This is a genomic window from Paenibacillus suaedae (genome assembly GCF_032337355.1).
In the GTDB taxonomy this organism is placed as follows: domain Bacteria; phylum Bacillota; class Bacilli; order Paenibacillales; family Paenibacillaceae; genus Paenibacillus_B; species Paenibacillus_B suaedae.
This window is the reverse complement of sequence record NZ_JAVYAA010000001.1, coordinates 96,479-111,233: the sequence shown is the minus strand read 5'-3', so window position 1 is coordinate 111,233 and position 14,755 is coordinate 96,479. Positions and strand designations below refer to the sequence as shown.

The following is a 14,755-nucleotide window of genomic DNA, read 5'->3' as shown; positions in this document are numbered from 1 at the left end:
GCAAGCTGCAAGGATACAAAGCTTTTTTAATTTTAAGTTGTCGACAAGTATTCAAGTTTGTTTTGGAAACGCTATATTTGGAATCATTCATAACAATCGGCACTTTTCAAAAGGAGGCTCGTACATCATGAGCACACTATTCGGAATGAGTCACAATGTGACATTACTATTTTGGACACTGCTTACCATCGTATTTCTCATTGTGTTCATTGCCAAGCTAAAATGGAATCCTTTCGTTACGTTGCTTATATCAGCATTAATGCTCGGTCTGTTAACAGGCATGAAACCGCAAGATGTTGTGCAATCGATTACACAAGGCCTTGGCGGCACACTTGGCACGATAGCCATCGTCATTGCGCTCGGTACCATGCTGGGCAAGATGATGGCAGAATCCGGCGGTGCAGAGCAAATCGCCACTACCCTTATTGATAAATTCGGAGAATCACGCGTTCACTGGGCAATGCTCCTTGTTGGTTTTATTGTAGGTATCCCGGTATTTTTTGAAGTTGGTGTAATACTATTAATTCCAATTGTGTTCACTGTAGCACGCAAAACAAACAAATCATTGCTGCAGATCGGTATTCCAATCTTGGCGGGGCTATCTACCGTACATGGACTCGTACCGCCGCATCCAGCACCGATGATTGCCATCGACGCTTATCAAGCAGATCTCGGTCGTACGATTCTCTACTCTCTGCTCGTCGGAATACCAACAGCAATTATCGCAGGGCCGCTATTCGGCAAGTTCATTGGTAAACGCATTCAATTACAGCCGCCAGCAAAGCTCGCTGAACAATTCGCGCAAAAGAGCGATCGGCCGCTCCCAAGCTTCGGCATTACGCTGTTCACCATTTTGCTACCTGTCATTCTTATGCTGATTGGCTCCGTCGCAGACATTGTCGATCCTCAGGGCTTAAGCAGCTTAGCCGTACTGTGCAAATTCATCGGCCATGAAATTATCGCGCTTCTGATTGCAGTCGTCTTCTCCTTCTTCTCGCTCGGTTATGCGCGCGGCTTCAAGAAGGAAGAGATATCCCGCTTCACCAGCGAATGTCTCGCTCCTACCGCAACGATCATTCTTATCATTGGCGGCGGCGGTGCGTTCAAGCAAGTACTCATTAACAGTGGTGTTGGCGGTGCGATCGCAGAGCTTGCCACACAAGCGAACATTAACGTCATACTATTCGCCTGGTTCGTCGCAGCATTGATTCGTGTCGCAACTGGTTCTGCAACCGTTGCCATGACGACCGCTGCTGGTATTGTTGCTCCAGTACTGGCGATGACTCCAGGTGTTCCTGTAGAATTGGTTGTACTGGCAACTGGCGCAGGCTCGATCGTTCTGTCCCACGTCAATGATGCAGGGTTCTGGATGGTGAAGGAATTTTTCAACATGTCCGTCCCAGAGACACTTAAGTCATGGACAGTGATGGAGACGATTCTATCTGTCGTCGGATTAGCATTGATTCTGCTGTTGAGCACAGTAGTGTAACATACATGGCAATGAAAGAAAGAAGGTTATCCCTATGAATCATCCCAACTACATGATCGGAATCGATATGGGAACGACAAGCACGAAGGCAGTCGTATTCGAAGAGAATGGCAAAGTCGTATCTACCGGCAGCCAAGGCTATCCACTGCATACACCGAACGCAACGATAGCCGAGCAGGATCCAGAACGGATATTCCAAGCCGTTGTCTCTTCTGTCAAGCAAGCGATGAGCGCTGCGCAAGCCCAGCCTGAGGATGTACTGTTCCTGTCCTTCAGTTCGGCGATGCATAGCCTCATCGCTGTCGATGCAGAAGGCAATCCGCTCACCCCTTGCATCACGTGGGCAGACAATCGGAGCAGCAAGTATGCAGCCCAGCTCAAGAAGGATCTGCAGGGACATGCCTTATATTTGCGGACAGGCACTCCCATCCATCCGATGTCCCCGCTTACGAAGTTGATGTGGATGCGGCATGAAGCTCCGGAATTGTTAAATAAGGCGGCTAAATTCATTTCTATTAAGGAATACGTACTCTTCAAGCTGTTCCATACGTATGTTGTCGATTACTCGATTGCGTCTGCTACCGGGATGATGAATTTGCAGCAGCTCGCTTGGGATGAAGAAGCGCTTGAACTTGCGGGCATATCGACTGACAAGCTATCCGAGCTCGTTCCTACTACGCATCGGCTAACAGGATTGGATGAAGTCTACGCGCGGGAGATGGGACTCTCCCCTGCTACCCCAACGATTGTGGGAGCTAGTGATGGTGTGCTCTCCAATCTTGGTGTAAATGCAATCGAGCCTGGTGTTGTTGCAGCAACGATTGGAACGAGCGGCGCGATCCGTACCGTTGTGGAACAACCGCTTACCGATCCGAAGGGCAGAATCTTCTGCTATGCCCTGACAGACAAGCACTGGGTCATCGGCGGACCTGTGAACAATGGCGGCATGCTGTTCCGCTGGGTACGCGATGAACTGGCTGCTTCCGAGGTTGAAGCAGCGAAGCGGCTTGGCATTGATGCCTATGATCTGCTTACTCGCATTGCCGAGCAGGTTCAGCCGGGGGCAGACGGGCTGCTCTTCCATCCTTATCTAACTGGCGAACGTGCTCCACTATGGAATGCGGATGCGCGCGGCTCCTTCTTCGGCCTCACTATGCATCACAAGAAGGAACATATGATTCGTGCCGTACTGGAAGGCGTCATCTTCAATATATACACCGTGTTGCTTGCAATGGAAGAGCAGATGGGACGCCCTAGCAAGATTCACGCCACTGGCGGATTCGCTCGTTCACCGCTCTGGCGGCAGATGATGGCCGACATCTTCGATCAAGAAGTTGTCGTCCCTGAGAGCTACGAGAGCTCCTGCCTTGGTGCTGTTGTGCTTGGTCTATACGCAACTGGAAGAGCCGATTCACTCCGTATCGTATCTGATATGGTAGGCGCTACGCACAAGCATGAACCTAATCCGGAGCATGCAGCGATTTATCATGAGCTGCTTCCGATCTATATCTCGATATTCCGCAAGCTGGATGAAGAATACGAAGCGATTGCCCGCTTCCAACGTAAGCGTCTTGAATCCTAAGCCTACTGAAAAACGCCAAGCCCCTGAATTTGCGGATATGCCGCAAGTCAGGGGCTATTTTGTACCGAACCGATTATCCGGTTATGCGTCTCAATCACTCATACTTCTTCAACACGATCACGGCATTATGACCGCCAAAGCCGAAAGAATTAGATAGTCCCACCTTCACATTGGCCTTGCGTGCTTCATTCGGCACATAATCCAGATCACAGTGCGGGTCAGGGTTCTCAAGGTTAATCGTCGGCGGAATCATTCCCTCCTGTAAGCTCTTCACGAGCGAAATGGCCTCTACTCCCCCAGCAGCACCTAGCATGTGACCCGTAATGGACTTATTTGCTGTTATCGGAATCCGATAAGCATGCTCGCCGAACATTCTTTTAATCGCCGTTGTCTCTGCCAGATCGCCAACCTCCGTACTCGTTGCATGCGCGTTAATGACATCTACATCCTCGGCAGAGACTGATGCTTCCTGAAGAGCCGTTCTCATCGCAAGATAGGCACCTCGCCCTTCAGGATGGGTCGCAACAATATGGTAAGCATCCGAGCTTATCCCATATCCAATAACCTCCGCATAGATTCGTGCCTTTCTACGCAAAGCATGCGACAATGATTCCAGAATGAGTATGCCCGCGCCCTCAGACATGACAAATCCATCCCGCTCCGCATCGAAGGGCCGACTGGCCTTCGTTGGATCATCATTCCTTGTTGATAATGCCGTTGCATTACCGAAGCTGGCTAGCGATAAGTCGGTAACAGCAGCTTCCGTTCCGCCTGCAAATACAATGTCTGCTCCTCCCGAGCGAATGAGCCGGAACGCCTCGCCAATCGCAGTATTGCCGATCGCACAAGCAGAGACATGGGACATCGTAGGGCCCAGCGCTCCCCATTTGATACTGATCTGTGCAGACGCTGCATTCGCCATCATGGCTGGCACCAAGGTCGGACTGACCCTCCCTGGACCCCTGCTTCGCAAAATATCGACATTTTCAATCAAGGATTCAATACCGCCAATGCCTGACCCCACGTAGACACCTAAGCGCTCAGGGTCAATCTGATCCAGCACCAGCCCAGAATCCGTCCATGCCTGCTCTGCGGCAGCAAGTGCAAATTGAGTAAAGCGATCCAGCCGTCTTGCCTCTTTGCGTCCAAGAAGTCCATCTGCATCGAACTCGCGCACAAGACCGGCAATTTTCGTTTTATGACCGCTCACGTCAAATGTATCAATAGAGGATATTCCTGATTGTCCAGCAACTAAGTTCCTCCAAAATGTCTCTACATCATTTCCTATCGGGGAGATAACTCCCATTCCTGTAATCACTACGGGTTCCAAATCTAATTCCTCCTCACAGATCGTGATCGTACAAGCCTCTATAACGACACTGTCTTCATTGTGAAATATGAATCTACCTAGCTAATTGGATCATCCATGAGTCGCCTCATGCTTATTCATTGGTTTACGATATTGTCACACAGGATTTATCCTATTACAAGTTGTTGGTTATACTAGTATAATTACTACCTGACTCCAGCAGTACACAATAAATATCAGCCATATTGAGCACTTCTCTGCCACTCTCTTGCATCATTCGTTGACATAATTAGGAATCCTCATCTATAATAAAGGAAACAAATGTTCGTAATTTATTGGCAGAAAGGTATGGTAGATTTCATGTCCAACTTCAAAGCTGTACTAGCCCAATCGTATGATCAGGATGCCCAGAGAAGATCCAGCAGATCCTTGTCTTCTTGGAAAATAGACGAAAGAAAGAAATTTCGTGAACTGATAAGCCGTGAGGGGAAAACAACTATACTAGAAATCGGTGCGGGAACAGGGATCGACGGCGTTTATTTTCAACAGAGCGGAATGCAGACAACCTGCATCGATCTATCCAGTGAATCGGTGAAGAAGTGCATCGAAAGAGGATTGAATGCGAAAGTAATGGATTTTTATCAGTTGGACTTTGCCGATCATAGCTTTCAAGCTGTCTATGCGCTAAATTGCTTGCTGCACGCGCCGAAGAAGGATCTGGATCAGGTCTTGCAAGAAATGCATCGAGTGCTCGCTCCGAATGGACTGCTTTTTATTGGATTATATGGTGGATACGACTCAGAAGGAGTATGGGAGGCGGATTGGTGCAAACCGCAGCGATTCTTTTCCTTTCACGCGGACAGTTCCATTCAGAAGACCTTATCCCGCTGGTTCCAAATCGTAGATTTCCACACTGTCCCATTGGATGATGACAACTTGCACTTCCAATCGATTACGCTGCAGAAATGATATACTAGATAAGTCAATGGATCCATGCTTCGGCATGCAAGTTGGGAATCACAAACAACAATGTAACCTTTCACGATTATTCCTGATCCGTTGTTAATCCACTGCTGATCTGGTTATTCACTCTACATAGTCGATATAAACAAAACTAAATGAACAACTGGCTTGCAGATAGGAGGGATAGCCATGTCCAGCCAAACGAGATTAGAAGCCCTGTCCACCTTCCTAAAGTCCAAGCGCTCAAGCATTCAACCGCAGTCCGTAGGGATGCCTGCTGGTACTAGACGTCGAACACCTGGCTTGCGCCGTGAAGAGGTAGCGCAATTGGCAGGAGTCAGTACGACTTGGTATACTTGGCTGGAGCAAGGGCGAGACATCACCGTGTCTCCATCTGTTCTGGACGCGGTAGCTGCCGCTCTGCAACTGAATCAGGATGAGCGGAAATATGTATACGATCTTGCGCTCGAAAAGCATATTAGTCCACCACAGCAGGAAATGAGCATTGCGAAGATTCCGCCATCGCTCCGAAAAATATTGAATGAGCTAACGCATTGCCCAACCATCATTACGGATAGGCACTTCCACATTGTTGGCTGGAATGCCGCTGCGGCATATGTATTTCTCGATTTCGATCAGGTCCCATTAGAGCAGCGGAACTTGATTCGACTTGTCTTCGTCAGAAAAGAGCTGCGCTCATTAGCCGTCAATTGGGAACACTTCGTCAGAGGCTTCCTCGCGATGTTCCGCGCCTACTATGGTCAGTACGTGGGAGATGAATGGTATACAGACTTCGTAGTCGAAATGTCAGAGCTTCATCCCGAATTCCATGCACTATGGGAAGCAAGCCAAGTCAGTATTGCCCCCGACGTTACGATCGAATTCCGTCACGCGAAGGCAGGCAAGATGCTGTTCAACCTTACCTCGCTTCTCTTGCAGGGGAACATGGACTTGCGGTGCAGTGTATTCACCCCAATTGAACACTCCTCTACCGAGGAGAAGCTAGTCCGTTTTATGAGAAGAGATGAACTACTGAATGAAACTGAATAAATAGCCCTGCCGTAACTAAATTCCAGCAACGAAAGCAACAATAAACCGAATAAATATCGAACGAAAGACCCCAAGCAGATTTCTGCCGCTGCTCAGGGTCTTGCCTCATCCGAATATCGGAACTTTATTTTTCAGGTAGAGATCTGGCAGTAGTTATTATACATAACGTATAAGGGACAGCAATTAATGCTGTCTTTTTTTACGTAGAACTAGTCATTTTACCACTAGAAACAGTAATGATACTCCCCTGTTTATTTGATTTATTTATAGCTACAATAAACTCAACTTCAATAGTTCACTTCAAACTTATTGACTCAAATAACATTAAATTAGGAGGAACAGTTAATGAAAAAGTCATTAATTCTTATGACTGCGGCTGCTACGCTCTTGATGGCTATCCCAGCATATGCACAACCATCTATTTCAAATGTGGCTCATGCTAAAAGCTCTGTTACCCCCGTAAATTACACGTGGGGTTTTGAAGTCAGAGTACGTAAAACACAGTCTTCTGGCTCATTCTATCCAACTGGTGACAGATTAACTTTAAAGGCGACGCAATCCAGTGACGGAAACACAAAAATTGAATATACGCTTTATGAAGAAACAAATCGTAATAATGATACTGAAATAGCCAGTAAGACAGTGCGGGGAGACCATGATGAGAAACTTGTATTTGATGATGTTCCAGTTAATAAAAATAAGAAACACTATGTAGTGGCTCACAACTTAGGTGATGAAACAACAAAAGGAGTAGCATACATCTCCCGCTCAAATTAATTCTATTGAAGCCCGTTATCCCCTTTTGTGGGAAGTGGGCTTTTTATTGGTTCATTATGCAATAAGGGGTGTTCAATGTAATGACATAGCCAATTGGGAGTAGCGAGTGTAAGATAAAAGCATTTGTTCACGAACCGCGTGTAGTGCAGTAGTTGTACAGAGAAAATAAAGTACTATATTTTCTCTGTATCAAATTTATTTTTCAGTCGAGTACTTTATTTCTTTTAACATTAAGAGCCTTACAAATCAATCGATAATCCTACACCATACCGCTCCCCTGTATGATGGTCTCCGTCGGCAGCAGGGTCGCTTCATAAATAGATACATGGTTCCTCTTCAAGAAGGACTGTACAACATGATAGCCAACCGCATACCCGGCCCCCGCAGGCAATCCGACTGCCGGATAACCATCACGCGCAGCAGCTTCATCGCCGAACATATAGCTGCTCACCTCAGCGAATCCCTTCGTATCCAATGCTCCTCGGATTACCTCCAAGCAATAATCCAGCTCCTTGCCCTGTATATTCGCCACCCATGGACCAAGCAGCTTCTCTCCATACATCTCAGTTGCAAAAGAATCTGCCAAGCCCTCAATGATAATATAGTCGCCCAGTGTTACATTTCCATGGTTCCAATCGAAATAGGAGAAGCGAACGTTATGGTGGAACTCATGAGCGATCAGCGCCGGCAGTCGCGGAATATTGTAGCTGTTCGGATCCAGGATAATGAGGATATATCCTGGAATACCGCCAAATCCGGTATAACCCTGATAACTGCTTAACTTGTCAGGATCGGCAAGATACGCGCCAAATATCAATTCCTCTGCCTTGACTGCCAGCCCCGCTGAGTCTATTCGGTGGATACATCCCAACAAAGTCTCCTTCGCAAGTTCCAGAATGCGAATATCCTGCAGACGCTTCCCCGCCTTCTCGATTCCTTCCTGATGTTGAAGCGGAAGGAAGCCCATCATTTGAGTGGCCATTACCACATCATAGCCGTTCGGCTGCTGCGCTGTTATAGGTACATGAATGGTCTCCCACATCGATCGAAACGGCTTCATCATTGTATGCCTGAAATAGTCATTTCTCTGCTCATTTGGCATGGTCAACAATGCTTCATACTGACGTAACGTGTCTTCCATGTGAATGTTCATTAGGTTCACCTGCATTTCTTCATGGTAAGTTCCTCTCCGACAAAGTCGGAATACCATTAGGCTACACGATCACGTTACGTGAGAGTCAACCGGTCAACGTACATTAACTCACCAAAATTGTGAGTCCGATTACTCAATTGTACCTGTTCGGACAATGTTCACCTCGACCTGAGATTGAATGCTTGCCTCAGGGAACATCTTCTTCCACTTGTCAGCTGTCAGTTTGGAGTGCCTTACCGAGCTGCGGTAGACCTCGCCGAAGCCAATCGGATCCGAACCGAGGTGCTGGAGCTTTTTAATAAGCGCTTCGGTTTCCTTTGTTAATGTCTCCCCTATTTTCTGTTGAAGCAGCTTACTGGACTGCGGTTGGCTGAAATCATATTCATCTGTAATTTCCTGCAGCTCCACATTGATATGTAAATTGGTTTGGAATTTCAGTGGAGATGCCGAGAGGAGACGGATATGCTTCTTGCTTCCAAGGGTCGAGATGACCACCCGCACACGACCATCTGCCTTTCGATTCTCATGCAAATAAGGACGAAGCTCCTCACGATCGATTATAAGCTCTTTTAAAGTTGCTAGTTTCCCAAGAAGCAGCTTGAGCAAATAACTCTCCCCCGCCCCGATCGTTCCGACTACCCTATCTTCCTGAAATAAGGCCAGACTATAAATTTCAACTCCATTAGACAGCTTGCGCAGCATTGGCAGCACCGGATCTCTACCGGCACTATAAAAGGCGCTTCGATAATCATGAACTGTACAAGAAGGCACCCAATCATCCTGAATATGCTGCTGCAGCATTTGATACAAATACGTTCCGATATTCGGAATTTGCTCATAATTGTGATGCAGCAGTTCATGAGACGGCCCTTCACTTACAGCCAGAAAAATCATATCTCCGAAGAACGGATCCCGAGTCAAGTTCTCGACGACATCTGTTATTCCTTGCTTGCCCAGCTTATCATCAAAAACAACGACGCGAACCTGCCCGTTTACAAGTGTATGGGACAATTGGCGGTTATTATTAATCCGAGCCCCCTTGCTGCTGCTCGCGATACAAGATACTATCTTGGTTTTCTTCTTCGCCTCAGGCTCAGGGTTTGTAAGAACTGAAGTTACTTTTAGCTTGCCTTCAGGCAATGCATCGTACCCGATCGCCACGCTTAGCCCCAGCTTCTCCAGTACGCTAGTCTGTACACAGCTAGTAAGAAGCACTAGCATGGTGAGCGCACACACCGCCTTGAACAAGTATTGGAATAACAGCTTCACTGAGCATCACTCCCCTTCCCTCGTTTTCGCCACTGTACAACATACGTCATGACGTACAAGAGGAGAGGATAACAATACGAGACAAGAACAGAGTACAGTCCAATATAATCGTTCAGCTGATTTACTTCACCCCGATTATGCAGGAGGTTGGATACCGCTATGACAATGGCGGCCGTGGCATACAACGTCAGCTTCTCATTCCAGCCGAATAGCTGGACAGTGCCGCGAAGTATATTCCAAGCCAGCTGCATAATGCCAGGCAGTACAACCAGCATCCAGAAGGGAATGGCGATGAACTCAATCCGCTCCAAGAAGGGATATTTAATAATTTTCAACAGATTAATGGAGCCCCAGATCGTGCGAAGCATCTGATTCTCACTGAAGTAGATAATCGACACGACCATAATAAACAAGTACAGTATGTTAGTGAAAAGCACACTCGCTTGAGCGTAGCGCATCACATTGTCTTTATCCTTCACATGACGGTAGAGCATATAAATAACCTCGAACCCAGTAATCGAAAAGCCCATTTTAATAGCCCCTACCGCAATATGCTGAACAGTTGTATCATAAATCGGCAGTATCCGGCTCCACTCGACATATCGGATTGGATAATTGAACAAGAGTGAGGTAGCAATAATCAAGAAAAAGCTGATAAAGCTCATCTGCAAAATAATCCGAATCCCCCCCAAGCTGCCATACACCATAAGCACAAGCAATATGAGCGAGAGCAGCCATGTCGGAAAGTCAGGGAAAATCCAAGACTGAATGGCTTCAATATACGTCCTGACAATTGTTATCATATTAGTAAGGAAATAGAGCATCATGCAAATACCCAATACTCCGCCAATCCACTTGCCAAACAACATCTGCTGGATGCCGTACAGGTCGAGTGTTTGATGCATATCCAAGGTTTTGACCATAATCCAAACAATCAAGTGAGTGGCGATCCCTACAAGCAGAACAGACATCCAGGCATCATGTCCAGCCTCCTTATATATGTACCGTTGAAATCCGAATATCCCTACACCAATCTGCACGTTGCATACGAGGAACAGCAGCATGTAGGCCTTGAATTGATATTTGTGGGGTGTTCCGCTATTCATCTTATCACCTCCAAATGACTAATCATCGATTTTCCCCGTCCACAACGAACGGATGGAGATGGATCGGATATATTTGCGAAGCTTGTGCCCTGTTGAAGTCAAGCCATCCGGTTCAGGAAGCAGTACCTCATCATAGGCTAAGTCAGAATGCTTAATAGGGTGAACTGGTGAGAAATAAGGTCTTCCTAAGCTCGTCTGACGGATCAAGTGTATCATTACCAAAGCTGTTACAAACACAATGCCTATGCTGCCCCAAATGCCTGCAAAGAGAACCATCGGGTATCGGACAAGCCGCAAGCCGCTGCTCATCAAATAATCTGGAGTTGCAAAAGAGCCCAGTGCCGCAAGTGCTACCAGCATAATTAGTATATTGCTCGTAAATCCAGCTTGAACTGCTGCTTGCCCAATGACGATACCGCCAACAATCCCCATCGTCTGTCCAACCTTAGTCGGCAGCCGGGCACCGGCTTCCCGCAGCAGCTCCATCGTCACTTCCAGGATCAACGTTTCAAATAAAGGAGGAAACGGGACTCTGGATCGTGATTCAATCAAGGACACGAGCAAGGAGGAAGGAATCATTTCATAATGAAAAGTGAGTGCTGCAACATAGGCCGGTGTCAAAAATACAGAGAGGATTAACGCAACCATTCGCAGTGCACGAATAAATGTCCCGATTCCCCATCCTAAATAGCGATCTTCCATCGACAAAAAGAAATCAATGAATTCGCTCGGACCTACGATTACCAGCGGACTCCCGTCCAACAGAATGATGATTTTGCCTTCAAGCAGAGAATGGCTCGCTAAATCAATACGTTCTGTCAGCATCAATTGCGGAAAGACACTCAAATCATTATCTTGGATCATATGCAAAAGCTCTGAGCTGCCCGTCACATCATTGAGGCGAAGCCGCTTAATGCGATGACGTACCAGTTCAAGCCGCGCCTGGCTCACTCGATCTGCCATGAACATGAGATTGACCTGTGTATTGCGCTTGTTGCCAATTTTAAATTCCTCGCTGCACAGATCTGTGTCCGGAATGGAATTCCTCAGTAGAGTCGTATTCGTTCCAATTGACTCTGTAAAGGCAAGCATTGGTCCTAATATGGTCGTTTCATTCTCTGGTGAGGTAAGAGAACGCTTGGGTAGGTTCGCCACATTCGCCATAATGCCAGCCTGAGGCGTCGCAATATAGACCCATCCCTTCACAATCAGCGGTGCGCAATCCGGGATAGACGAAATATCCTTGATTTCTCCGATAGGAAGCGAACTGCGAAGATCCTCGATCGTCGGTGTCTGCCCCAACTGCTGCAGCGGAGATAGAATAGAGGTGTGAAGCTGCTTCGTATCGACATGCTGGGGCATATAGCATATGGCAACTGACGGCGAAATGCTTCTTACCACAAGATGGACGCGATGATGAAACAATGCCGATATTTGTTCTTGCAGGGAAGCTGCGAAATCAAAGTCCGCCATAAGTCAACCCCTCCTGTAATCACTTTGAAGATGACAAACATGTTGGATGATCAGACAAATTATTCCCTGCTGCACGCAAATTCATGCGAGAATCGCCATGACATAAAAAAACCGATACCTAAGTCAGGTATCGGTTCAAGTACGGTATAATCTAGTTGTTAAAATAAATTTTAAAATTTAAATTTCGTCAATGAATCCTGCAATCCCATTGCCATGCGCTTAAATTCCTCGGCTGAGCTTGCCAGCTCTTCCATAACCGCATTCTGCTCTTCAGTAGCAGCGGCAATCGATTGTACACTTGAGGCGGATTCCTCCGAAATGGCCACAACCCCCTGAACACGCTCAAGCATGTCTTGAGAGCTAATATTGACCTCCTGGACGATCGCCTCGACCATGCTGGCTAGATTGGATATTTCCTGCATCATCGCCACAATGGCATGGAAGACGTCCCCCGTATCATTTACACTTTGAATGCCGGATTGGACGAAATGATGGCTCTTCTCCATTGTCTCGACTGCATTGCCCGTCTCGGATTGAACTTCTGCAATAATCTGCTGAATTTCGAGAGCGGCCTGATTCGATTGATCAGCCAGCTTGCGAACTTCATTCGCCACAACCGCGAAGCCTCTGCCATGTTCCCCTGCCCGAGCAGCTTCAATCGCGGCATTCAGTGCAAGCAGATTTGTTTGCCCCGCAATATCCGTAATAATCGCTAGAATTTCGCCGACCTTATCGGATTTTTGCTGAAGGCTGCTCATCATGCCAGCACTTGCTTCCACATTATCAGACAGCTGTCTCATATGGGTGATCGTTTTATTGACGATTTCATTGCCATGCACAACCTTATCATTGGCCTTCGTGAATTCGCCTGTAATCGTCTTCACCGTTTGATCCACTTCGCCAATTGCCATCGTCACATCCTCGATCATTTGACCAACTTCAGCAAGCTTCCTGGCTTGCTCGTCCACGCCCATTGATATATCCTGCAGCGAGATTGTAATCTGTTCCGATGATTTGCTCGTTTCCTGCGAGCTGATTGCAAAGTCATTCGAAGTCGTATTAATGTTCTCACTTGTATCGACAACATGATCGACCAATTCCTTCAGATTGCTATGCATGCTCGAAAAGCTGCGGGCTACATTTCCCCAAATATCCTTGCGCTGCTCAGCTATTCCAACACGATGGGTAAAGTCCCCAGACCCTATATGCTCAACGGTACGTGAAACCTTGTGGATTGGTTTGACAAACAGACGATTCACAAGCATCCAAGTCACACTCGTGATAATGAGCAAGGATCCAATGGTCACCGCCCACATCAGCCAATTGTAAGAATCAAGACTGCTGTCAAAATCATCAAATCGCGAGATTACTACTGCGGTATAATCTCCAGACTTCGCTGCATATGCGTATCCACCGAGTCCAATGTCCAACTTCATTTCATTCTGCTCGCCAGTGTAAAGTGCATGCAGACTATCTTCGATCTCACTGGACAGCTCCTTACCAAATCGGGCTATCACCTTGCCATCTTTCACAAGCAAAGAAGTGCTGTTATCCTTGTATGCAACCATATTCAATACAGCCTTTGGATCGTCCTTGCCGCGCTGCACTACGAATTTCCCAATTTGCCGAACTGCCGTCTGTGTGTCTTCGATCATCATGTCAGTAACGACACTTCGAATAAAGCTGGCATTCACCATGCTGGTCGTTATAATGACAAGCAGAGTAATAAGACTGATAGGCAATAATATCCGCGCTAACAGTGATTGAAAACAGTGATTCCATAACGCCCGTATTCGTTCGTTGATAGATTGAGATTTCATTCCTGTCACACCTTTTATGTAATAGGGTATCTTCCGATACCACGCGTTGTCCTTCATTGCACTTGCTCAAGCTTGCTCGTCACCAAAAAAAAGACCTGCCCGTCCGGGAACGGGCAGGTCATATCATTCAGTATCCTTCAATAAGACGAAAAGATAAGAACTATAAGACTACAAGCTGTCCAAGTAGCGATCTGCTTCTTCGTAGCTTTGAGCTACGCCGTATGCACCGCCGAGATCTTTAACCAAGCGAGACAATTGCAGCTTCGTCAGAGCGGAGCTTACGATCATAGAAGATCCCTTTGTTTTTTTGTTTGCCATGTAGTCGCGCAATCCTGCCAAATAATCGTTCACATCAGCTGGTGCTGGTTGTGCCTTCGCCATATCGATGCAGAATGTGTAGCCTTCCTTCGCTTTATCAACTTCACGACGAACAGCTTGATCGTATTCTTTGGCCTCTTCAATTGTCATCATACCTTCAAGCTTAACATACACACGGTTTTTAGATGCTTCGTATTTCGTTTCGAACATGGAAAATCTCCTCCTAGATGTAATAAATTCATAAGTATGGTGTTACTGATTGTCTACTGCACATACTGAATATTACCCAATATGTCGTTTCATGCCAATGCTTTTTGGTCTTTTTGCTGATTGACGTATGCCTATCAAGTTATGATAGGGCGCTCTTCGAGCTGCATATAAACCGCAATCAACCTCTCTTCTGCCATTCTCGATGCCATCCCCCCTGCACATAATATCGCTCCGAA

The 14,755-nt window shown here is 46.8% G+C and carries 12 protein-coding genes; 5 read left to right on the top strand and 7 right to left on the bottom strand.

Translation table 11 applies throughout. The features are described 5' to 3' along the window. The first annotated feature begins 127 nt into the window (after positions 1-127). Both RQP50_RS00490 and gntK read left to right on the top strand, forming a co-directional pair. The gene (locus RQP50_RS00490) at positions 128-1,489 is read left to right on the top strand and encodes a GntP family permease (RefSeq protein ID WP_072727529.1); all 1,362 of its coding nucleotides are present in this window, start codon (positions 128-130) and stop codon (positions 1,487-1,489) included. Between the two features lie 34 nt (positions 1,490-1,523). Next, on the top strand, positions 1,524-3,071 hold the full coding sequence (gene gntK / locus RQP50_RS00485) for a gluconokinase (protein WP_315742405.1): 1,548 nt from the start codon (positions 1,524-1,526) through the stop codon (positions 3,069-3,071). A 94-nt stretch (positions 3,072-3,165) separates the two neighbouring features. Here gntK and fabF read toward each other — a convergent pair whose 3' ends face one another. Continuing rightward, on the bottom strand, positions 3,166-4,401 hold the full coding sequence (gene fabF, locus RQP50_RS00480; RefSeq protein ID WP_315742403.1) for a beta-ketoacyl-ACP synthase II: 1,236 nt from the start codon (positions 4,399-4,401) through the stop codon (positions 3,166-3,168). A 339-nt stretch (positions 4,402-4,740) separates the two neighbouring features. Between fabF and RQP50_RS00475 the strand changes: the two genes are divergently transcribed. The 3 genes from RQP50_RS00475 to RQP50_RS00465 all read left to right on the top strand — a co-directional run bounded on the left by RQP50_RS00475 (position 4,741) and on the right by RQP50_RS00465 (position 7,170). Further along, the gene (locus RQP50_RS00475; RefSeq protein ID WP_315742400.1) at positions 4,741-5,349 is read left to right on the top strand and encodes a class I SAM-dependent methyltransferase; all 609 of its coding nucleotides are present in this window, start codon (positions 4,741-4,743) and stop codon (positions 5,347-5,349) included. A 183-nt stretch (positions 5,350-5,532) separates the two neighbouring features. Beyond that, a complete protein-coding gene (locus RQP50_RS00470; protein ID WP_315742398.1) occupies positions 5,533-6,393 on the top strand; it encodes a helix-turn-helix transcriptional regulator in 861 nt (286 codons plus the stop codon). Positions 6,394-6,738: 345 nt separating this feature from the next. Then, the gene (locus RQP50_RS00465; RefSeq protein WP_072727534.1) at positions 6,739-7,170 is read left to right on the top strand and encodes a hypothetical protein; all 432 of its coding nucleotides are present in this window, start codon (positions 6,739-6,741) and stop codon (positions 7,168-7,170) included. 259 nt (positions 7,171-7,429) lie between these two features. Here RQP50_RS00465 and RQP50_RS00460 read toward each other — a convergent pair whose 3' ends face one another. The 6 genes from RQP50_RS00460 to RQP50_RS00435 form a co-directional block, all read right to left on the bottom strand. Further along, positions 7,430-8,323, bottom strand: a complete 894-nt coding sequence (locus RQP50_RS00460; RefSeq protein ID WP_072727535.1) for a DUF2268 domain-containing protein — start codon at positions 8,321-8,323, stop codon at positions 7,430-7,432. Between the two features lie 129 nt (positions 8,324-8,452). Continuing rightward, positions 8,453-9,592, bottom strand: coding sequence for a Ger(x)C family spore germination protein (locus RQP50_RS00455; protein WP_072727536.1), 1,140 nt, complete (start codon positions 9,590-9,592; stop codon positions 8,453-8,455). Next, positions 9,589-10,698, bottom strand: coding sequence for a GerAB/ArcD/ProY family transporter (locus tag RQP50_RS00450; protein WP_072727537.1), 1,110 nt, complete (start codon positions 10,696-10,698; stop codon positions 9,589-9,591). Before RQP50_RS00450 ends, RQP50_RS00455 begins: the two co-directional genes overlap by 4 nt. A gap of 18 nt (positions 10,699-10,716) precedes the next feature. Next, positions 10,717-12,171, bottom strand: coding sequence for a spore germination protein (locus tag RQP50_RS00445; RefSeq protein WP_072727538.1), 1,455 nt, complete (start codon positions 12,169-12,171; stop codon positions 10,717-10,719). A 170-nt stretch (positions 12,172-12,341) separates the two neighbouring features. Continuing rightward, complete coding sequence (locus RQP50_RS00440; RefSeq protein WP_315742392.1) at positions 12,342-13,991, bottom strand: methyl-accepting chemotaxis protein; 1,650 nt, start codon at positions 13,989-13,991, stop codon at positions 12,342-12,344. Between the two features lie 168 nt (positions 13,992-14,159). Beyond that, positions 14,160-14,519: a hypothetical protein gene (locus tag RQP50_RS00435; RefSeq protein ID WP_021254824.1), complete on the bottom strand. Its 360-nt coding sequence runs from the start codon at positions 14,517-14,519 to the stop codon at positions 14,160-14,162. Positions 14,520-14,755 lie beyond the last annotated feature (236 nt).